Genomic DNA, 21,536 nt, shown 5'->3' on the forward strand with positions numbered 1-21,536 from the left:
TCTATATACCATACCTATGGAGCCGCTTGTAAAATGTACTTCTTGGTATATCCATCAACTTTGCTGCAGCGGTGACATTTCCTCTTGATTTTTGTAATGCCTCTATCATTAAATCCCGTTGAATTTTTTCACGGATCGTCAGTTCATTTTCCTTGATGCCTTTTTTACCGGGCTCCTCCCATGTAGGGTGATCATCATGCCGGGCAACGGGCAGTGAATGCATGGAATTCAACACTTTAACATAATCCAGTGGTCCTTCTGCAAGTAAGATGGTCAATCGCTGAAGTACATTCTGCAATTCTCTTATATTGCCTGGCCAATTGTAATCCTTTAAACGATTCAATAATTCTTCCGTTAATGGAATATTCCAATTATTCTTCTCGCACAAGTAGTTGACTAGATAAGGAATGTCTTCAATCCTTTCCCTTAAGGGAGGTACATGAATGGGGTAAACGTTCAACCGATAGTATAAATCCTTACGAAAGGATCCTTCATTGACAAGCTCTTCAAGATTACGGTGTGTGGCAGTGATAATGCGAATATCCAATGAAATGCTTTTTGTGCCGCCGATCGGAACGATCTTTCTTTCCTGTAGTACACGCAGTAAGGCAACTTGCATCGCTGAAGGGATTTCACCGATTTCATCGAGAAAAATGGTCCCTCCATTAGCCTGCTCGAACTTCCCTTTGTGCCCTTGCCGCCTAGCCCCTGTAAAAGCGCCATCAACATACCCGAATAATTCACTTTCCATTAATTCTTTAGGTATGGCTCCGCAATTTATCGTGACGAACGGTCCTTTTTTACGAAAGCCATTTTCATGAATAGCCTTGGCAATAAGCTCTTTCCCGACCCCTGTCTCACCGGATATATACACATTTGCTTCTGTCGGTGCAACAAGCTTCACTTTATGTAATGTGTTATGAAAGGATTCGCTAATCCCTCTTTCCCCTTTGAAAGCAAACCTTTCTGAAGGCATTGAAGCAGAAAAAAGCCTATTGTTATGACCATGGTCCTCTGATAAGAATAAACACTTGCCGGAAATCCTATTATCTTCTTTGGATAAAAGCGGGTTTTCCTTCACGATTCGATATCCATGATTTAATAGATCGGCCAATGCCATCCCAATGGATTGAGGGATTTTTTTGCGAATCTGTTTACTGGCGGAGATTATCATTTCTTTATGATTACAGACGATAAAAGGCAGATCTGGATAGGTCTCCGCAAGTTCTATCGAGTGCTGGGTCAGTGCCAGCTCCTTTTTATATGAACGCACTCCCATTTCCTGTTCGATCGTATACGCCAAATTGGCTACCATACCCAGCATGGAGGGATGGAAATATTCTACTGGACATGATATATCCAAAACTCCCAATATCTTACCGTCTTCATTTAAAATGGGCATGGCAGAGCAACTCCATTTGTGTGAGGCAATTGAATAGTGCTCGGTACCTTGGATCATTACGGCTTCACCCGTTTTCAACGCTGTTCCAATGGCGTTCGTACCAACCTCACCCTCCGTCCAGCATACGCCTTCCACAAAATTTATTTTGCTTGCCTCATCGAGGATTTTCTCGTTTCCGGATAGTGAAAGGACATATCCATCCGGATCCACCAATAAAGCCATCATTCCAGATTCTTTTATCGATTGATTCATCCTAGATAATTGGGGTGATGCCACTTCTAATAGGAAGGAGTTTTTTTCTCTTTGAATGTCCAATAATTCATTAGTCAAAATGTGTTTGCCTTTATTAAGGTATGGGTTGACTTGATCTTTTTTGCAGCGATGCCAGGATTCCATTATTCGCTTGTTCAGACGATTTGAATCGAGAACCCCTTCACTTACAAAGCGTTCCCATGTACGTAGATAACAACTAGTGGATAGCATATAATCCTCCTCTAATCATTTGGTTTGAACCTTCATTTGACCAGTCAATCTAGAGGAAAAATACCAAGGAGTATAAAATAGGATGTTAATCGAGGTCTTTTTAATTATAGTAGATTATGTATTCGCTTACAATATATAGATTGTGTTTACAAAAAAAGCATCATGTGATCATTCACATGATGCTTCTCCATTGAACAATATTGTTTATGAAAAAATAACCCCTCCGTCAATCATGATGGATTGCCCTGTCATATAATCCGAATCCGGTGAAGCAAGGTAAGATACGAATTTCGCAACATCTTCTGGGGTTTCGGAGCGTCCTAGGGTTATGGAATCCGTAAACTTTTTAAATGTTTCCCCTTTAGCAAGATTCATATATTGACCCATTTTTTCATCGATTAAATCCCACATTTGCGTCCCGACAATCCCTGGACAGTATGCATTCACCGTAATGCCAAACTGGGCCAATTCCTGTGCTGCTGCTTGCGTAATGCCTCTTACGGCAAATTTTGTGGCCGAGTATGTACCAAGTAAGCTAAAACCTTTATAACTGGCGATGCTGGCAGCACTTATGATTTTCCCGCCTTCTTGCTTTTTCATTTGTTCAGCCGCGGCTTGCAGACAAAAGAGGACACCATTTACATTTATATTGAAAATCTGTTCAAGATCCTCTTGAGTTACTTCCAATAGAGGCTTTATTTGAGCAATTCCTGCATTTGAAACCATGACATCGAGTTGCCCAAAACGTTCCACAACTTGATTCACCATTTCGAATACTTCCCGTCTATTGCTAACATCCGCTTTAACTGCAAAGCTTTCTTGTCCAAGTTCCCTAATCTCATTCACGACCGATTCAGCACTATCCAGATTGACATCGTTAATGACCACATTCAATCCATCTTGAGCCAATCTTAAGGCAATGGCACGTCCGATACCACGCCCTGCACCAGTGACTACCGCCGTCCGTTGACCGCTAGCCATACAAAATCCCCCTTCTTATAAAACCTTATTTCCATCAATGATTTATTAGGAATGCACAGCTTGTCCTACAACGTTTAAAAGAGCTTCATGTATGGATTCAGACAATGTTGGATGCGCCGCTACTAAATCTTCCATCATATCTGCGGTTAGTTCTGCATGCAGCATGACCGTTCCTTGACCGATCAATTCTGTTGCATGTTGACCAACAATGGAAAAACCTAGAATTTCATTATATTGTGGGTCCACTAGGACTTTGACCTTTCCTGCCGGTTTATTGGAAAGGGCAGCTTTCCCATTTGCCAAAAAAGCGAATTCACCAACTTTAATCTCGCCATATTTTTTACGCGCTTCTTTTTCAGTCAAGCCTACACTGGCAATCTCCGGGGAGGTATAAATGCAGCGAGGGATTGCCCGGTAATTAACTTGTGCAAATTGACCGCAGGCATTCAGAGCCGCCACTCGCCCTTCATGAAAAGCGACATGGGCAAGTTGTATGCCTCCTATAACATCACCGCAGGCATAAATCGAGGGATTGCTAGTTTGCATCCGATCATCCACCAAGATGCCAAGTCGGGAAAAATCAATATCGTTTCCCTCTAAGCCTATTCCGTTCAATCTTGGTTTTCTCCCTATTGATACGAGTACGTAATCAGCATGAAGTTCTTCCAATTCGCCATCGCTTTTCTCTAAAAATACCGTCTTACTGGTTGCATTGATGTTATTGACAGATGTGGAGGTATGGATTGTAACGCCTTGGGTTTTCAATTCTCCATGGAGGATGCCCGTAATATCATCATCTTCCCCTGGAAGCAGCTTTTCCCCCATTTCGATAACGGTGACCTTGGTGCCCATCCTGCTATAAATACTGGCAAATTCACATCCGATGACGCCGCCTCCGACAATCAGCAGCGAATCGGGAATGGCAGGAAGTGACATGGCATGGCCACTGTGGATGATCCATTCACCATCAAACGGCGCAAAGGGTAAGGGAATCGGTTCCGACCCCGTTGAAATGATGATCTTACTTGCTTCAATCTCTTCATTTTTATTTCCGTTCTCGATCCGCAGTCGATTGCTCGAAAGGATTGACGCTCTTCCCTGAATGACTTTTATTTTATTCTTACTCATTAAATATCGAATGCCGTTCACTAGTTTGGATATGACATCTCTTTTTCGTTCCTGTACGGTATCCCAATCGACTTCAATCGAATTGGAGTGAAGTCGAATTCCCATTTGCCCGGCATTTTTCACCAAGTCATACGTATCGGCACTATTCAATAATGACTTCGTTGGCATGCAGCCTTCGTTTAAACAGGTCCCCCCCAATGGCCCATCGACTACCAGTATGACCTCCTTACCCTGCTGGGCAGCAGTGATTGCCGCTACATACCCTGCAGGACCTCCGCCTATAATAGCTATACGATTCAAGAGCTTTTCCTCCTTTTCTATAAAATCACGGTCATCGGCTCTTCTAAATACCGTTTTAGTGTTTGTAAAAAGGCAGCGGCTGGTGCCCCGTCGAGTACTCGGTGATCAAAAGTTAAACTGAGTGGCAAGATCGTTCTCCTCTCCAATTCTTCGCCAATATAAATCGGTGTATCGTAAGCAGAGCCAATTCCAAGTATCCCCGTTTCCGGTGTATTGAGAATCGGTGTAAAGTGCTCTACGCCATATGCCCCAAGGTTACTGATTGTAAAAGTGGACCCTTGCATGTCTTCGATAGGCAATTGACCTTCACGTGCACACCGGGCCAACTCCTTACCCTTATTCGATAACTGTCTTAGGGTACAATTTTCGGCATTTCTTATGACGGGAACAACGAGCCCATTCTCCAAGGCCACCGCTAATCCAAGATGGATATGCTCATACATAATGATGTTATCTTCAATATAAGCACTATTCATTTTAGGATGCTCTTTAAGTGAAAGCACGACAGCCTTGGCAACAAAGTCCGTTATAGTCAATTTAGTTGATTCATGTCTTTGCAGCGTTTCAGCGGCCTGTTTTTGCAAAATGACTAAATCGGTGACATCAACTTTCATCGTTAGAGTTAATTGGGCACTGCTTTGCAAGCTCTCCTTCATACGTTTGGCAATGATGTTCCTCATTCCGGTCACAGGAATCTGCTGCGGACTCTCTAAAGTAGGTTTGGGATTCACTATTCTTTCTTCCATATTTACAGACATGGAATCGCTTTTCTCAATTTCTTTCTGTACATCCTCTTTAGTGATTCTACCGCCTGGTCCAGTGCCTTGTATCTTCTCAATGTCAACATTCGCTGCCTGTGCCATTTTTCGCGCAACCGGCGTGATCATCAATCGATCTCCCATTGGCAAAATGGGTGACTCTTTTGTTTTCGGCTTTTCTTGTTCAGCAGTTTTCGGCTGAGTTTCTTTCGCAACAGGCTCATCGATCGTTATTTTTTCATTAGGATTTCCGATATGACAGATAACGGTTCCTGGAGGTACTCCTTGTCCTTCTTGAACGGCTATATTCAGAATCGTACCTTCCGCTGGAGATTCAATATCCATTTCTATTTTCTCTGAATTGATGCTGGCTATCGCTTCCCCTTTTTCGACTGGATCTCCAACAGCCTTACTCCATAACGAAACAGTGCCTTCTTTCATTGCCATGCCCAATTTCGGCATTACCACTTCGACCGCCATATCCTTTTTCTCCCTTCAGATTGGTTTCTGTGTCCATCATTGATTTTATTGCTCCAACTTTTGCAGTTCTATGCGAAAAAGCTGGAGCATGCATCATACTGATTTACTTACACCCCAAGAATGGAAGGCTCCCCCAATAATTCTGAAACGACTTGTATCACTTTTTCTGATGTTGGAAGGTAAATATCTTCTAACGGAGGAGAAAAAGGTACAGGTGTATGCGGAGCCGTAATCCTCTTGATTGGCGCATCGAGCGTGTCAAATCCCTTATCCGCAACCAGTGCGGCAATATCCGTAGCGATGCTGCATCTTGGATTCGCTTCATCCATCACGATCAAACGATTTGTTTTTGCCACAGAGGAGAGAATCGATTCTTCATCCAGTGGTGACAAGCTCCGCGGGTCGACAATCTCAACTTCAATGCCCTTTGCTGTAAGTTTTTCAGCAGCCTCCAGCGCGGTGTGAACTTGTTTACCGATGGCAACGACCGTCAAATCCGAGCCTTTCCTTTTAATTTCAGCTTTGCCGATTGGGATTGTATAGTAGCCTTCCGGAACCTCTCCTACCATGTTGTATAGTGTTTTATCTTCAAAAAAGATGACAGGATCATTATCTTCAATGGCTGAAAGTAAGAGTCCTTTTGCGTCATAGGGGGAAGAGGGAACGACGACCTTCAGTCCAGGAATGCTAGTGAACAAGGCATAAAGGCTTTGTGAATGCTGAGCTGCAGCCCTGAACCCTGCACCATGCATCGTACGGATCGTCACGGGAACCTGTGCTTTTCCCCCAAACATATAGCGGAACTTCGCACCTTGATTCAATACTTCATCCAAACAGCTGCCAATGAAATCGTTGAACATTAACTCGGCAATCGGTCGTAAGCCTGTCGAAGCGGCTGCCATTGCCGCTCCCATATAACCTGCTTCCGCAATGGGTGTATCAAGGATTCTATCCCGGCCAAATTCTTGAACCAATCCTTTTGTGACACCTAAAACACCACCCCATGCTTCGTCATCCTGCAAATGATCAACTTCTGCACCGCCGGCTACATCTTCTCCCATAAGGATGACATTTTCATCTTTTCTCATCGCCATGGCCATTGCCTCATTTATCGCCTGTGACATACTGATTTTTCTACTCATATCAATTCCTCCTTTTATGGTTTAATAGGATACATAAACATCTTTTAATAAATCGGATGCCTCTGGATACGGGCTATCTTCACTGAACTTAACTGCTTGTTTAATAGATTCCTCAACGGCATTCTCAAGAGAAATCAGTTCTTTTTCCGCCAGCAGATTCTGATTCAGTAAGTAATTCCTAAACAGGGAAATCGCATCTTTCACTTGTTTATGCTCCTTTTTGTCTTGTTCTTTTTTATATTTCTGTGCATCTCCCTCGAAGTGTCCATAATTACGATAAGTAACACATTCGATTAATGATGGACCTTCTCCCCTGCGAGCTCTCTGAACGGCTTCTTCAGCCGCCTTATACACAGCCAATACATCTTTCCCATCCACCCGGACACCCGGGATATTGTAGCTTATCGCCCGGTCGGCTATCGTTTTACAGCTAGAAGCATAGTTGAATGGCGTGGCTTCCCCATACCCATTATTTTCAGCAATGAATATAACGGGTAGCTTCCAGATTGCCGCCAGATTTATCCCTTCATGGAATGTCCCATGATTGTTGGCACCATCACCAAAAAAACAAACACTAACATGATCGGTCTTTTTATATTTGGCAGTTAATGCTGCACCGCATGCGAGCGGAAAGCCTCCACCGACTATCCCGTTCGCACCTAACATCCCCTTATCCAAATCGGCAATATGCATGGAACCGCCTTTTCCCTTGCAAAGCCCTGTCACTTTCCCATAGATTTCAGCCATCATCCCGTTTAGGTCACACTCCTTGGCAATACAGTGCCCATGACCCCTGTGAGTGCTTGTAATGCTGTCCTTTTCGGATAGGTGAGCACATACACCTACAGCTACCGCTTCTTCCCCAGCATACAAATGGACGAACCCTGGTAAAATCCCTTTTGCAAAAGATTCATGCACTTGGTCTTCGAATTTTCTGATCTCCAGCATTTTTTTGTACATCCAATAAGCCTTGTCCTGTGATAACTTTATTTCATTCGATTGAAGCGTTTCCATTTTCCAGCCCCCTATCATTAATAATGAGTCAATCTTTATATTGATATTGCAAATGCCGTGCCAAAATGGAAAGTCGGTAAAATAAGGACTTTATCTATTTTCAGTCGAAACAAAACGAGACAAAATGAGATTGTTGTCTCGTTTTGTCTCGTTTTTTAAAAATATACTATCCCAATTCACTTATCACTGAAGTGAAGGGATGGTTTGAATATGGAAGCAGCCTGTTTAAGGAAAAAGCTCTTTATGCACCATTTTCATAGGTGTTAGTACTTACTAACAAGAATATTGTTTAATGATTAGAGGGGAAGGACCTAGCTAGTAAACTATCAAGCTTTTCGTAATCTTTTTAAGGCACCGCTCCATGCAATCGTTTGATCTAACATGGCATTGACATTACCAAGGTGTAAATCAGCTGGTTTAAATGTCTTGAAGTTTTCAAAGTCTGTAAATAGTGATAATGTTGGATTTACCCGAACGTCCGCAACTAGTAATTCCCCTAAGATGCCACGCAAATGTTCGGCTGCACGGGCTCCGCCAGTTGAACCATAGCTCACGATGCCCGCAGCTTTGTTGTTCCATTCATCACGTGCGGAATCAAGTGCGTTTTTTAAGGCCCCTGTAATACTGTGATTGTATTCTTGTACGATAAATACAAAACCATCCAAGCTAGAAAGTTTTTCTGACCAAGCGAATAGTCCTGATTCTTTACCAGTACCTTCTCCAACAAATGGCAAGTTAAAATCTGCGATATCGACGATTTCATAATTTGCATCTTCTCGTTCATCAGCTATTTCCTTTACCCAGTTTCCTACTTGTGGACTTACGCGTCCTTTACGTGTGCTTCCTAAGATAATTCCAATGTTTAATTTCCCCAATGTTTTTTCCTCCTCGGTACTGACTGGTAAATAATTTGTTTAAGAATAAAAAGGTTATAATTTAATGGATTTACAAATTTTCAATGTTTTCCACTAACGTGTAGTACCCACCTTCTGTATCTTCAATGAGATGCTTTATTTTGTTAAGGTGTTCTCTAAATTCACTTTTTTCCAACCAATTTTTATGAAAATCAATACTCTCAAAGGTAGTTACCATAATTGCCTTATTATTATCTACAGAACGATGCCAACGGCTACTAATCCAACCAGGAACACCCTGAGATCCCTTCTTAAAATTGAGTAGTTCTTCAGCTTGGATAGCAACCAATTCATCTAGTTTTCCTGGTTTAGCTGTAAATACATTAATCCATACTATTGTATTACTTGATTTCATATTCATAATCTCCCGTCATTTATATTATTTTTTCTCAAATCATTAAAATCGGTATTTCCTTTCATCATCAAAGAGTGTCTGTACTAACTGTCATTATCCTTCATGAAAAACTAGGGAGTCAAAGCCCTAGTAAATGTTTGCACACTCTCCGTTATAAATGCCTCCAGGGACACGGTTGGATAGTTTTCATCGGCATCCAGGTTGTTCATAAAGGAACCGAAATTCATCATCATGAACGACAATGCCTGAAGCTCTGGATCTGTGTGAATAAGCTTTCCTTTTTCGTGCATCGTTTTAAAATAGTTTTTCAAAATTTCCAGTAACTGTCGAGGATGCTTTTGTGTTTTTTCTCGAATCCCAGGTAAATTGCCTTCCTCCTTGATACTTATCATAATCATTTTCCGGTTACGATTCATGATCTCATGATATGTTCGACTGATCAGTTGTAAGTCTGAATGCAAATCCCACACGATTAGCTCTTCATTAAAAAGTTTTGTCATCTCATCGGCATAATGATATCGGTCGAATGCCGTTTCTAGAAGATTTTGCTTGCTTCCAAAGCGACGAAACAACGTTTTTTCACTCAAATCTGCGGCACCAGCAATTTCCTGAGTGGAGGCGCCATTGTACCCTTTCTCTGCTATTAGATCGATCGCCGCCAACAGCAGTTTATCATCGGTACTTAGTTTATTGCTGCTATTCATGCTCTCACCCCTTCGAATAGACTGTCAGCACTTACTGACTTTTAATTTTATACTATTCAACTGTTTTAAAATTGCCAAGGAAATATTTCCAGCAGTACAGAATCTTTTTTCAGTTGGAAGTCAAATCCAATCGCTTTGTCAGTTAGCAATTTTCTAGCTTTTATAGGAAAGTTGACTACATAAGAGCTGCCTTTCATGCCATGGTTGGCATATGGCATAACCTTCTAAAATCCAGACTAGTATCCAGAAATGGAGAAGTTGTTCGTTTCTAAGTTTATTCAAGAGAAATTTAAAAAGACGGAGCTTTTTGCTCCGCCTCAGTTTGTAGACAAAAGGGTTCTATCTAAAAATTAAAACAAAGTTGATTGGAACGCAAGGTACGAGACTCCTGCGGGAAAAGCGAGTCCAGGGGAGACCCCACAGGCGCAATGGCGCCGAGGAGGCTCCCGGACCTCCCGCGGAAAGCGAGTGCCTGGAGTGGAAATCAACGTTTAAATTACACAAATCCCTAAAAAAAACTATAGACAAACTCGATATTCATCGAGTTTGTCTACAGTTTGAGATGAAGCTTTTTGCTCCGCCTGATTGCTAAAATATTTTTTTCTCATTCAACTCAAGAGCTAATTCTTTAAAAAACTGCAGCGATTCCGGATTTCCCATGGAGTCTGCATTCACTACTTTATCAAACTCGAAACCTAACAACACTTTTCGTATCGGGACTTCCATTTTCTTTCCGTTCAATGTTTTTGGAATTTGTTCAACGACATGGATTTGGTCAGGAATGAAGCGAGGGGAAACATGCCCTCTGATTTGTTCCTTGATTTTTGCCGTCAATTCTGAATCCAGGCTTTTACCGGGCTTTAGGACAACGAACAGCAGCAGGGATGAACCGCGGCCAAGCACTTCCCTATCAATGACAAGGCTTTCCATCACCTCGTCGATCGCTTCGACGACCCGATAGATATCGCTAGTTCCCATCCTTACACCAGAACGGTTGATGGTCGAGTCGGAACGTCCATAAATGATACAGCTGCCCTTGTCGTCGATCTTTATCCAATCACCATGTTTCCATATGCCAGGATACGTATCGAAATAACTCTCGTAATATCTTGTCCCATCTTGATCATTCCAGAAGTATAGCGGCATGGATGGCATCGGTTTGGTAATGACCAATTCACCGACTTCATTAATCAATGTTTGACCATGCTCATCATAGGCTTCCGCACAAACACCCAATGCCCTTCCTTGTATCTCTCCGATTCTCACGGGCAATGTGGGAACGCCGCCTACAAATCCGGCACAAACATCGGTTCCGCCACTGGATGAACTGAGCCAGATATCCTTCTTGACATTCTCATACACCCATTTATAACCGTCGCCAGACAATGGAGCTCCAGTTGAAAAAAGCGCCTTCAATTTCGATAAATCATATTTTCCCATTGGCTTGTTTCCTAACTTCATGGAATTCGTAAGGAATGGTGCACTTGTTCCAAAGAAAGTCATGCCGGTATCCTCAGCCAATTCCCAAAGGGCATCCATATTCGGAAAAGAAGGACTGCCGTCATAAAGAACGATGGTCCCTTCATTAAGTAAACCGCCCATAAGGAGATTCCACATCATCCAGCCTGTCGTCGTAAACCAGAATACGGTATCCTCGGAAGTCATGCCTTGATGGATTCTTGTTGATTTTAAATGCTCCAATAATATACCGCCATGCCCTTGTACAATTGGTTTTGGCATTCCGGTCGTACCTGATGAATAGAGAATCCAAAGCGGATGATCGAACGGAACATATTCATAAGATAATTCTGCCTTTTCTTTTAAAAGGTCATCCCAAGGAATAACATCTGCCAGATTCACTTCCAAAATCTTTTTTTCTATGTAAGGAACCAACACGGTATGCTTGACAGTGGCCAATTCCTGTTTAAGCTGTGAGACGACTGGTGTTTTATCATATACATTTCCATTGTACTGATACCCATCAACCGCCAGTAATACAACAGGTTCAATCTGTTTGAAACGATCTATGACACTTCTTGCCCCAAAGTCAGGTGAACAACTGGACCAGATGGCACCTATGCTTGCTGTTGCCAAGAAAGCTATGACAGCTTCAGGTATGTTTGGCATATAGGCAACAACACGGTCACCGGATTTCACACCAAGTTCCCTTAATGAATGGGCGACAGAAGCTACTTTTTCTTTCAGCTCTTTCCAGCTAACCTCCTGCTGCCTGATATGTTCGGAACGAAAGAAAATCGCCGTTTTCTCTTCTTGTTCATTCAATAATGCATTTTCAGCATAATTAAGCCTTGCCCCCTCGAACCATTTCGTACCTGGCATTGATTGCTCCGCTAAAACCCTGTCATATTTCCGGGCTGCTTTTACATCACAATAATCCCAAATTGAAGCCCAAAATTGCTCCAGTTCATCTACCGACCATTTCCATAATCCATGATAATCATGAAATGTTAAACCCTTCTTTTCTTTTAACCATTTCACATATTGAGTCAATACCGTTTGCTCGATTCGTTCCTTTGTCGGTTCCCAAATGATCTGTCCATCTGTAAGCGGTTTCATTCAATCATCTCCCTTAGGTATCAACTGCGTCATAGAATCATTTCATAATATTGGTAGTTTACTTAAATTGTAATCTATGAGTGTAAAACCGTCAATTTACACTAAACTCAAATAGGCTCGTATCTATGTATGGGCAGGTTAATAGAGAAACATGTCCCTTTCCCTTGTACACTTGACACATGTACCGTTCCATCCATGCTTTTGATAACGCTATATGAAACCATCATGCCTAATCCCGTCCCTTTATTTTTTGTCGTGAAGTAAGGCTCACCTAAACGGTATATTTGTTCCTTTGTCATTCCAATTCCCTGATCTTGGATCCTAATTTGGATGGTGGAGGCAGCACGAATTAAATGTATGCATATTTCGCCATCATGGTCCATCGATTCTATCCCATTCTTTAAGATATTGAACAAGCACTGCTGGAATTTCTTCCTTTCCCCCATGACATAATAAGCTCCATCTGCAAATAGGGATAACTTCAATTCTGTTCCATTATTGTTAGCCAAGGGTTTTATGCTGTTCACGACATGCTGAATTTCCTCGGATACCCTTAATCGCTCTTTATTTTCAGGGCTTATGGCAGCAAACGTCAAATAATCATTAATGACTTCCGTGGCCCGATCTAATTCCTTCAGAGCTATATTTGCATACTTGACCTTTGAATGGGAAGACACGTCTTCACTTAGCATTTGAATATATCCCCTGGTAACAGTAAGGGGATTTCTGACTTCATGAGATATGCTTGCAGCCAGATGACTAACGATTTGCAATTTTTCCGCTTTGACTAATTTTTCGAGAACCTGAAAATTAGTGAGAATGACTTCCCATAGTAAGATTACAACAACGATTCCAATGACTTGGATCGTGAAGTATTGTTTCCATAGACTTATACCGATAGTAAGTTCAAATACTTCTGTAGAAATAAACTGTGTGAGAATATGAACAATAAATATCAATGATATACCGATGAAGATTTTTTTACTGACAGACATTTTTAGATAGTATTTAGAAATAAAAAACAGGGAAACTCCCATTAGCGGAAAAGTGATGCATGATATATAAAATCCATTTTCACCCCCTGTTAAATAGCGGATAACAAGAGTGATGACTATCAATATGATTCCTAACCGGTAGCCTCCATATAAACCGCCTAATAGGAAAGGGATCCATCTAAGATCCCAAACAAAATCCTCTTCTATAACAACGGGAAACAACATGCATAGAACAAGTGAAAGAATAGGGAATATCGATAGGAAGGATCCTTTTAATGCATCTAAACGGTATACGTACTTCACTAGATAGCTCATTTGCAATAAAAAGATTGGAAAAAGGATAATTAAAAAGTTTATCAGTAAATCTTTTGTCATAAGATTCATTTTTACACCGAACTTTCGATATTTTTCGAAGATTGAGATAGGTATATAAATCATAACAAGATAGTGAATGATAAGCTAGTAAAATTAACATGCGGGTGTTTCCTCATCCGCTATCTTGGAAGAATTTTACATAATGTTATAAAAAAATCCCCGATTGTAAAAGAGTACTTTACGAACGGGGATTTTCTTCCCATATAGGCAAAACTGTTGAATAATTTAATTTCTCTAAGAGCTAGGCTAGTTAGAATTCTTGTAATTCCTTGTTTATTTAACTTTCTAATAAATATTTCTAATTCCTTCCGATCTTTGTTAGCCACTTTTAAAAGAGGTTAAACAAGGACACTCTAATACTTCTGACATAGACGCTAATACCAAAACATCCATTTTTTCCAAGATAACAATTTTCAATTAGTATTAATGGGGAGAAGTAAAGCCTATTGATGGAAATATGGACTGATCGGTAAAAATGATCAGTCCATAAAAATTTTCTTATTCCGTAGATGATTGAATATCGCAATTTTTTTCTTCCAGAAAAGCGCCCTGTACAGAAACCCTTTTTAGATATAGAAGTAAGATGCTACAGTTCATTCACTCTCATGGTTCTTGAATGTTTTCCCATCATGGTAATAAAGTTCAGAGCCTATATGAACATTGTCATTTTCTTTCAATTGACGAATAAGTTCTTCACTTTTTGTTTTATTCATTTCTTTATACCAAGTTCCTTGTGGATATAGAACAGCGATCGGCCCATGCTTGCATTGGCCGTTGCATAATGTTTTTGTCGTGTGAATCTCCTTTTGTAGCTCTAAGTTTTTCAATTCTCCCCTAATGGTCTCTGTTACTTCTTCTGCTCCATTTTTCGTGCATGTTTTCCCGTTGCAAATTAATAAATGTTTGCTAACCCCATCCAAGTTCATAAAAATTCCCCTTTTTCCTTTTTATTTGACCTCAATAACAAATGGATAGCTATTGACTTTACCATCAAATTTAAAACCTATTTGTAGATTAATGAAAAAAAAGCCAGTCCTTTGATAAAAGAACTCGGCTTAATGTCATAAAAGTTAAAAGTCACCTTATCAATTATATGATTTTGCACCTAAATATCTTTCTGACCAATAGCTATTATTCATCGAAGTAATACTTACACCTTTAGAGGAGGAACTGTGAATGAATTGGTTTCCTCCGATATAAATGCCCGCATGAGAGGCGCCAGGTTTATAGGTTTCAAAAAAAACAAGATCCCCAACTTTTGGCGAAGAAACCTTATTCCCCTTCTTATATATTTCCGCAACAGTTCTAGGCAAAGTCACATCGGTACTTTTTTCGATAACATAGTTTAAAAATCCGCTGCAATCAAAACCTTTTGGCGTACTCCCTCCCCATACATATGGTACACCCAAATATTTTTTAGCGTTATTTACCAGATTAGTAGATGAATTACCGTTTGCCTTTTGAGCAGCGTTTTTCTTAATCCCCAAAGCCTTAAATGTATTCGGACCTACAATACCGTCAGCTTTCAAGCCCTTACTTTTTTGAAATTTCACTACCGAACTTTTAGTGATTGTCCCAAAATATGTAGTGGTGTTTTTATTAGTGAAGTACCCTCTATCCTTTAAAACCCCTTGTAATTGTTTTACTTCGGTATGTGTCATTCCACTTTTTAACGTACGATCTCCTAATGCAGCATTACTAACCAACGGATTTGATAGTAACAATCCAGTCACTACTACTGAAGCTATAATTTTTTTCATTTACTATTTTCCCCCGATGAAATCTCTTTTTTATAATTTTATCATCCTTAAGTGACACACACATTTTCCTGAATTTACATTATCATTACAAAATTATGCAGGATTTGTGCAGAAATGACAAAACACGTAAAATACCCCAAACATCTATCGGAATTGATATGTCTGTAGTTCACCTTAAAATTAATTACAGAACTTTAAATTCGTGGGTATCTTACGAAGATAATCCATACAATAAGCAATTTGAATATCTCCAACAAATAAAATTATCCTATGGTTAAATGTAAAACCAATATCTGCATAATTTCGACTTTTATCCAACAAAAAAATTGAAGAAAAGCTCTGTAGAGATTCATCTCGACAGAGCTTACTTCAAATCATCTGGTAGCTTTCAAATAATGTTTGGGTAGTATTTTTCCTGACTCTTTTTATTTTGCATTTGAGTCCATTTAACTCGTTCAGATGTTTGTTTGTTCCTAAGTTGTGAATACCTGGTATTTCTAACCTTAACTTTATAAATGTTTAGTTCTATTTTTCCCCACACTCCAGAAGTCGTAAAGGCTACACCTAATAGCTACTAGCCCCCACCTTAAAACTGCACTTGAAACGAAAGCATAATTTAATGTTAGAAGATGAACAGGAAAAAACACTGAAACGACGAAGTCATTTCAGTGCCATCTAAAATATGCGAGTACGCACTTAATAAAGAGCTGATTTTGCGAGATTGGTTATTGTCGCATCATCCATAGGAGGATTATGAAGACCCGCGCGTACATCCCTGTAGTAGCGTTGCAGTGGATTGTTTCGTTGTAAACTTTTGGCTCCGACGACTCTCATCGCTTTATCGACGATGGAAATCGATTTGTTGACGACGGATAACTTAACAGCGCCCAATTGCTTCGATAATTCCTCATGATCTTCAGGCTGACGCACCCATTTTTCGGCGACAGAGTAGAGGAAATGGTGTGCTTCGCTCAATTCCAGTTCCATCTCCCCAATTGTCCGTTGAACATTCGGAAGGTCCCTGATTGGTCCTGGTAAGCTATTCGGAGAATAGGTTTTCGCGAATTCGACTGCATAATTTCTGGCAGCCACTGCGATTCCCAAGTAGCAAGCCGGTATATGTAATAGCCACGCTTCAGGTTTTCTTTTTTCACCAGGATTGCTTTTCATGACATAGTACTTTTCAGGCAACGAGACGTCATTTAACACCAAATCATGACTTCCTGTCCCCTGCATGGAGATCATATCCCAAGTTTCTTCTATACTTACACCCGTTACATCACGATGAACTAAAAATGTGCCTAAACACTCATCCTCGGGAACCCATGCCGTTACAAGAAAAATATCAAGGATGGGAGAGAGTGTAGTAAAAGTCTTTCTGCCATTCAAATTCCATTGTTTGCCCTTTTTGATAGCGATCGTTTCCGGTCGGCCACCGCGCGTCGGGCTTCCCGTTCCATCTTCAGATGCAGCCGTATTGATTAGAGCGCCTTTCGACACTTCATCAAACAATTCATTCATGACTTCTTTTTCCCATGGTCTTTTCTCCGTTAAGGAGAGGACCGTTCCGACATGCCAGCCTATTCCTAAGGATGTTGGGCCGCAATATTGAGCTATTTTTTCTTGGCATAGGAGAAAATCATATAAGGAACCGCCATACCCTCCATCCTCTTTTGCTAACGTTAATTGGGGATATCCGAATTCCTTTAACTCCTGAATATTTTCAAAAGGAAATCCCTTTGAATCATCAAGTGCTTCAGATCGGCCGGAAAAAGACTGAATCGCTTCCTCTAATTTTTGTATATATTCTTTTTGCTTCTGTGATTGAAAAAACGACATGAAGATCATCCCTCCTGTAGTAAACAAAAATCCAGCAGCAGAAACAGAACTGCAAACTCCACTTTATCATATCACCTTAGTGTAGTTTATGGTTGAATCTGCCCATTAAGAGTCAATGTCTTCATTTTTATATTCTTTGTTCGCGTTCTTGTAAGCTTCCTTCGCCTGATCAATATTCTTGTTTTCGAGAAAGTAAGCTATCGCTGCTTGCCCGATTCCATATGTGACTGCGCCCGCAACCGCACCGGAAACGGCTAGGCCGGCTCCTGGGATGAAACGGACTGCAGCCCTGACACCTTCCCTGACGAGGAGACCGATTCCGACATTGATCCCTAATGCTGCAATGAATTCACTTGCCGTTTTTGTATTGATTTCTTTATCCGCGATAAAACCAATCACCACAATCATCAAACCTTGAATGCCGGTCAAAATGGGAAAATCGGCAAAAGGTATTGGCTCTGCACCGATTAAACCGGCGATTGCCGTAAACGTTCCCACTATAGTCCGCGCGAATTTCTTCTTAACGAATTGGCTCTGCATCGCTTTGGCGGTCTTCAGCTTCGCTTCACTGGGTAAGGCCTCAATCAAGTAATCAGAAAGCAAATCTATGTTCCAACGCATATCATATTCAATATTTCCGTTTTCATCAAAATCAATATACGAACAAGTAGGAATGATGTTCAAAAGCGGTATTTCACTTTCTTTAAATCGTTTTGACATCAAAGCGATGGCTTCATCAATATTCTGTTTTTTCTTAGGATTGGCATCAAAAGGTGCTTGCTTATCTTGTGGCGGATCTAATTCATCCACTTGGGTGATCACGCAGATGACGGGTACATCATAATGGTGATTCTCTTTAACGATCTTGCGCAGCTTCTTCAATTCTTGTAAATCTTCTTCAATCCGAGAATCCGTTTCTTTTGCTTTAATCAAGAAAAGAAACACATCAGGCTGTTCTTCTGTTACCGCTTTTATCAATTCATCCATTGGTGTTTCTTCTTCGAACTTCTCCGTAGGAGCTTCACTTTCCCCCAGCCCGCGTGAGTCCAGCAAACGGATTTTGGGCTCGGCATCACTCGGGTACCATAGCCATTTTCCCTTACCCGTTCCAGATTTAACGGAACTGACATATTGCAGTTCCTGACCAAACATCGCATTGATCAGTGATGATTTGCCAGACCCTCGCCTTCCGACAAGAGCAATTCGCGGTTCCCTTGCATCAACTGTCATCGTTTTAAGCTTTAAAAGCTGGTCGAGCATTTTGTTCTTTTTCGCTTGTGAAATGGGCAGCTTATCTACCTGGCCTTTAATGAAACTGAATATGCTTCCCATTTCACCGTGTTTTTCCACCATCACTCATTCCCCCTTGTTAAGAAGTGTTTTAAGTAACATTTACCCTTGAACGATTCAATTTAAGCATGTAACTTCTTTCATTCTCCTTGCAAAATTAAGGGGCCCCATTTCTGTTAACTCTTTTCTTTTAAGAACATAACGACACTGGCCATGTATTTTTGGATTTCCTGGACTTGAAAGGCGGCAGAATCCGCAATCTGTTTGTAATGATGCTGTCCTTCATCGGTGATTCGTAAATACCGTTTAGTTCGTTTTTCACTTTCCCACCTGCCGACAAGAAGGCCGTTCTCTTCCATTTCATGAGATAAATCGTATAAATAACCGTTAGAAGCGATCCAACCGAACTGATTTTTAAGCAGATCGCCAATTTCCCCCATGTAAATCGGCTTCTTAGTGAAAGCGGCTTTTAAGGTTACATAACGGACAAGGTCCTTCACCGATATTATTTTCGAGAAATACGACCTGTATTCTTCTGGAAGCTCATTAACAACCGGCGGGTTTTCACCAGATCCCCTTAAGTCGAACATGAAGCGATCAATGACCTTTTTCACTTCGGAAAACCGTTCCAGGAAATTTTCTTGGTACCATATGTAAAGCTCTTTGCCTTTTTCCGTTATTTGATAATAATTTCTTCCCTTATTCGTATATAAGGATAAATGGTTGGATTCGACTAGCGTATTGGATATTTTACATAAGTAGTCATAGCTATGCACTTTACCTGTGAACGTATTTTTCAGGTCCTGATGAATTGCCCTTGGATAATTCGCTTTTATTCTCAAAGAGTGAAGTAAGAAAATCGTTAAAAATTCCCGCTGGCTCAACCCAACCGTTTCAACCGTTGCAGACAGTTTCTCCCCTTTCTTCACTGTCAAAACCCCCTTTATATATTGTTTATATAACACATCATTATGTATTCTTCCTTCCCCTTATTATCCTGTGCTGCCACATAATAGTAAAGTTTTTAATGCCTAAATGCCTAGTACTAATTTTTCGGGTTCGATCTATTGTGGGATGGATTGAATTCTGAATATTCTGTCGAGGTTTATTATAAAATAGTTTTAAATAAAAAGAAGAAACGGCCCATGATAAGGCCGTTTCTTCTTTTGGTTTACTGTTCCGTTAAAATGATCGGATCTCCTTTTGTAATGACAAGGGTATGTTCATATTGAGCGGAAAGCTTTCCATCTGCCGTTCTCGCCGTCCAACCGTCTTGGTCCATTTTCATATGCCATGTTCCTTCATTCAGCATTGGCTCGATCGTGATGACCATACCTTCTTTTAGACGGGCACCTTTACCTGGCTTGCCATAATGTAGGACAGTCGGGTCCTCGTGCATGGTTTTACCGATTCCGTGACCTGTAAAATCGCGGACAACAGAAAACTTTTCACCTTCTGCATATGACTGGATTGCATGCCCGATATCCCCGAGACGATTTCCTGCCCGTGCAACTTCGATGCCCCTATATAAAGCATTCTTGGTTACATCCATTAAACGCTGAGCTTCATCGGAAACTTCACCGACCGCATATGTCCAAGCGGAATCCGCCAAACCGCCGTTAAGGTTCACCACCATATCAATCGTAACGATGTCTCCCTCTTTAAGGGCTTTCTTCTGCGGAAAGCCGTGACAAATTACATCATTCACTGACGCACATGTTGCATATTTGTAGCCGTTATAGCCCTTTTGTTCAGGTGTAGCACCATGCTCTGCCAAGTACTTATCGACAAATTCTTCGATTTCCCAAGTCGTGACGCCCGGTTTTATCATCTTTGCAATTTCTCTATGCGTCGCAGCAAGAAGTTTGCCCGCTTCATGCATCAAATTTATTTCTCGTTCACTTTTAATGGTTATCATTTAAAATCCTCTTTCGTTTTATAACTTTTCTGATTGAGACTCCTTGTTTATCATATGCCTTTTTTTATATAAAAAGCAACCAAAAACCCGGTGAATTTCACCGGGTTAATTAATTCATGACCTTTTCTGTACCTGTGATTCCAAGAAAAAAAGCTTTCAATTACAAAGGTGCTAAAAATGGAAGTCAGCGTTTATTTTTTTACACAATTGAATATTCCAGGTGTGAATTACCTAGAACATTACAATCACCATGGGACTTAATTATCTCAAAAATTCTATATAGGCCCATGTGCATTAACGGGGTACAGATTCCCATTTAACGCAAATGAAACTCTTCCTGTTTCCTCTGATACTACCAATACAAGGGCATCACTTCGTTCAGATAAACCTAATGCAGAGCGATGGCGTGTTCCAAGTTTTTTTCCCCCTGTTGATCTGTCTGAAAGCGGAAGGACATTTGCTGCGGAAACAATCTGATTTTTATTAACCAAAACGGCACCATCATGCAGTGGATTTCCAGGAAAAAAAATTGATTCCAATAAAGAATGGGTTAACTCAGCTCCTATTGAAATACCGGGTTGAATCAATGAATCAAGAGGGTTTCCCCGTTGAATCACAATCAACCCGCCATGTCTCGAATTCGATAAATTTTGGACGCAAATTGATAATTCGGGATATTTGTCCGTAAACGGTGACAAATAACAGTTCAAATAAAAGGTTGCCGCTTTCATATCGATGTAGATAAATTTATCCTTTATTTTCTCGAAATTTCCAAGAAGACAATAATTTTCATCACCCATTGCTTCCAAGTTATCCTGTAATGCCGATATTACTTGGCGTAAATCCTCTTTTAACATTTGTTTCATTGGTGAAAAATCACAATTGCCATTATTCACAGGCATGCACCTCCCTTATATTATTTCACTCTCTTTTTTTCAATGAATCTTAATTGGCCTCTAAAAAACCATTCTTATTTTCCGTAGCTCTATTTATGCCTTGGAAAATTAATAATTATGAATACTACTTAAAGTTTGTCTTCACGATAATTAATTATTCATCTTTACTATCAATTAAGTAATGACTTCACATTTTTTTATGTCATATGGACAAGGTATAAGAAT

General features: G+C 40.5%; 18 protein-coding genes and 1 pseudogene. All 19 read right to left on the minus strand.

Going from position 1 to position 21,536, the window contains the following annotated elements; all coding sequences use genetic code 11:
• Position 1: 1 nt before the first annotated feature.
• The 19 genes and pseudogenes from J7E52_RS14690 to cdaS all read right to left on the minus strand — a co-directional run bounded on the left by J7E52_RS14690 (position 2) and on the right by cdaS (position 21,311).
• Positions 2 to 1,885, minus strand: coding sequence for a sigma-54-dependent Fis family transcriptional regulator (locus tag J7E52_RS14690; protein ID WP_214747775.1), 1,884 nt, complete (start codon positions 1,883 to 1,885; stop codon positions 2 to 4).
• 204 nt (positions 1,886 to 2,089) lie between these two features.
• Positions 2,090 to 2,866: an acetoin reductase gene (locus J7E52_RS14695; protein WP_214747778.1), complete on the minus strand. Its 777-nt coding sequence runs from the start codon at positions 2,864 to 2,866 to the stop codon at positions 2,090 to 2,092.
• A gap of 45 nt (positions 2,867 to 2,911) precedes the next feature.
• On the minus strand, positions 2,912 to 4,294 hold the full coding sequence (gene lpdA, locus J7E52_RS14700) for a dihydrolipoyl dehydrogenase (RefSeq protein WP_214747781.1): 1,383 nt from the start codon (positions 4,292 to 4,294) through the stop codon (positions 2,912 to 2,914).
• 17 nt (positions 4,295 to 4,311) lie between these two features.
• Complete coding sequence (locus tag J7E52_RS14705; RefSeq protein WP_214747784.1) at positions 4,312 to 5,532, minus strand: dihydrolipoamide acetyltransferase family protein; 1,221 nt, start codon at positions 5,530 to 5,532, stop codon at positions 4,312 to 4,314.
• A gap of 107 nt (positions 5,533 to 5,639) precedes the next feature.
• Positions 5,640 to 6,674 carry an alpha-ketoacid dehydrogenase subunit beta gene (locus J7E52_RS14710; protein WP_214747787.1) on the minus strand — a complete coding sequence of 345 codons (1,035 nt, stop codon included), beginning with the start codon at positions 6,672 to 6,674 and terminating at the stop codon, positions 5,640 to 5,642.
• A 21-nt stretch (positions 6,675 to 6,695) separates the two neighbouring features.
• Positions 6,696 to 7,688 (minus strand): thiamine pyrophosphate-dependent dehydrogenase E1 component subunit alpha, encoded by a 993-nt coding sequence (locus tag J7E52_RS14715; protein WP_214747791.1) that lies wholly within the window; start codon positions 7,686 to 7,688, stop codon positions 6,696 to 6,698.
• A 326-nt stretch (positions 7,689 to 8,014) separates the two neighbouring features.
• Positions 8,015 to 8,563, minus strand: coding sequence for an NADPH-dependent FMN reductase (locus J7E52_RS14720; RefSeq protein WP_214747794.1), 549 nt, complete (start codon positions 8,561 to 8,563; stop codon positions 8,015 to 8,017).
• Positions 8,564 to 8,633: 70 nt separating this feature from the next.
• Positions 8,634 to 8,957: an antibiotic biosynthesis monooxygenase family protein gene (locus J7E52_RS14725; RefSeq protein ID WP_214747796.1), complete on the minus strand. Its 324-nt coding sequence runs from the start codon at positions 8,955 to 8,957 to the stop codon at positions 8,634 to 8,636.
• A gap of 110 nt (positions 8,958 to 9,067) precedes the next feature.
• Complete coding sequence (locus J7E52_RS14730) at positions 9,068 to 9,661, minus strand: TetR/AcrR family transcriptional regulator (protein WP_214747799.1); 594 nt, start codon at positions 9,659 to 9,661, stop codon at positions 9,068 to 9,070.
• A 588-nt stretch (positions 9,662 to 10,249) separates the two neighbouring features.
• On the minus strand, positions 10,250 to 12,238 hold the full coding sequence (locus J7E52_RS14735; RefSeq protein WP_214747802.1) for an acetoacetate--CoA ligase: 1,989 nt from the start codon (positions 12,236 to 12,238) through the stop codon (positions 10,250 to 10,252).
• A gap of 107 nt (positions 12,239 to 12,345) precedes the next feature.
• Positions 12,346 to 13,536 (minus strand): sensor histidine kinase, encoded by a 1,191-nt coding sequence (locus J7E52_RS14740; RefSeq protein WP_214747805.1) that lies wholly within the window; start codon positions 13,534 to 13,536, stop codon positions 12,346 to 12,348.
• A 250-nt stretch (positions 13,537 to 13,786) separates the two neighbouring features.
• A pseudogene (locus J7E52_RS14745) lies at positions 13,787 to 14,022 on the minus strand (Lrp/AsnC family transcriptional regulator); the annotation flags it as partial.
• A 179-nt stretch (positions 14,023 to 14,201) separates the two neighbouring features.
• Entirely contained in the window at positions 14,202 to 14,534 is a 333-nt protein-coding gene (locus J7E52_RS14750; RefSeq protein WP_214747807.1) for a (2Fe-2S) ferredoxin domain-containing protein, read from the minus strand.
• A 159-nt stretch (positions 14,535 to 14,693) separates the two neighbouring features.
• Complete coding sequence (locus J7E52_RS14755) at positions 14,694 to 15,368, minus strand: C40 family peptidase (RefSeq protein ID WP_214747810.1); 675 nt, start codon at positions 15,366 to 15,368, stop codon at positions 14,694 to 14,696.
• 696 nt (positions 15,369 to 16,064) lie between these two features.
• Complete coding sequence (locus J7E52_RS14760; protein WP_214747813.1) at positions 16,065 to 17,207, minus strand: acyl-CoA dehydrogenase family protein; 1,143 nt, start codon at positions 17,205 to 17,207, stop codon at positions 16,065 to 16,067.
• Between the two features lie 105 nt (positions 17,208 to 17,312).
• Entirely contained in the window at positions 17,313 to 18,560 is a 1,248-nt protein-coding gene (locus tag J7E52_RS14765; RefSeq protein WP_214747816.1) for a GTPase family protein, read from the minus strand.
• Between the two features lie 113 nt (positions 18,561 to 18,673).
• A complete protein-coding gene (locus tag J7E52_RS27285) occupies positions 18,674 to 19,426 on the minus strand; it encodes a PadR family transcriptional regulator (protein WP_052137416.1) in 753 nt (250 codons plus the stop codon).
• A gap of 242 nt (positions 19,427 to 19,668) precedes the next feature.
• Complete coding sequence (map, locus tag J7E52_RS14775; protein WP_214747819.1) at positions 19,669 to 20,415, minus strand: type I methionyl aminopeptidase; 747 nt, start codon at positions 20,413 to 20,415, stop codon at positions 19,669 to 19,671.
• 275 nt (positions 20,416 to 20,690) lie between these two features.
• Positions 20,691 to 21,311, minus strand: a complete 621-nt coding sequence (cdaS, locus tag J7E52_RS14780) for a sporulation-specific diadenylate cyclase CdaS (protein ID WP_214747822.1) — start codon at positions 21,309 to 21,311, stop codon at positions 20,691 to 20,693.
• Positions 21,312 to 21,536 lie beyond the last annotated feature (225 nt).

Source organism: Bacillus sp. ISL-34 (assembly GCF_018613325.1).
Classification (GTDB): domain Bacteria; phylum Bacillota; class Bacilli; order Bacillales; family DSM-1321; genus Peribacillus.

Bases quoted from the DNA above. Each gene is read 5' to 3' on its own strand.
- J7E52_RS14690 (WP_214747775.1), bottom strand. From the start codon at position 1,885: ATGCTATCCACTAGTTGTTATCTACGTACATGGGAACGCTTTGTAAGT.
- J7E52_RS14695 (WP_214747778.1), bottom strand. From the start codon at position 2,866: ATGGCTAGCGGTCAACGGACGGCGGTAGTCACTGGTGCAGGGCGTGGT.
- J7E52_RS14705 (WP_214747784.1), bottom strand. From the start codon at position 5,532: ATGGCGGTCGAAGTGGTAATGCCGAAATTGGGCATGGCAATGAAAGAA.
- J7E52_RS14710 (WP_214747787.1), bottom strand. From the start codon at position 6,674: ATGAGTAGAAAAATCAGTATGTCACAGGCGATAAATGAGGCAATGGCC.
- J7E52_RS14715 (WP_214747791.1), bottom strand. From the start codon at position 7,688: ATGGAAACGCTTCAATCGAATGAAATAAAGTTATCACAGGACAAGGCT.
- J7E52_RS14725 (WP_214747796.1), bottom strand. From the start codon at position 8,957: ATGAAATCAAGTAATACAATAGTATGGATTAATGTATTTACAGCTAAA.
- J7E52_RS14730 (WP_214747799.1), bottom strand. From the start codon at position 9,661: ATGAATAGCAGCAATAAACTAAGTACCGATGATAAACTGCTGTTGGCG.
- J7E52_RS14735 (WP_214747802.1), bottom strand. From the start codon at position 12,238: ATGAAACCGCTTACAGATGGACAGATCATTTGGGAACCGACAAAGGAA.
- J7E52_RS14750 (WP_214747807.1), bottom strand. From the start codon at position 14,534: ATGAACTTGGATGGGGTTAGCAAACATTTATTAATTTGCAACGGGAAA.
- J7E52_RS14755 (WP_214747810.1), bottom strand. From the start codon at position 15,368: ATGAAAAAAATTATAGCTTCAGTAGTAGTGACTGGATTGTTACTATCA.
- J7E52_RS14760 (WP_214747813.1), bottom strand. From the start codon at position 17,207: ATGTCGTTTTTTCAATCACAGAAGCAAAAAGAATATATACAAAAATTA.
- J7E52_RS14765 (WP_214747816.1), bottom strand. From the start codon at position 18,560: ATGGTGGAAAAACACGGTGAAATGGGAAGCATATTCAGTTTCATTAAA.
- map (WP_214747819.1), bottom strand. From the start codon at position 20,415: ATGATAACCATTAAAAGTGAACGAGAAATAAATTTGATGCATGAAGCG.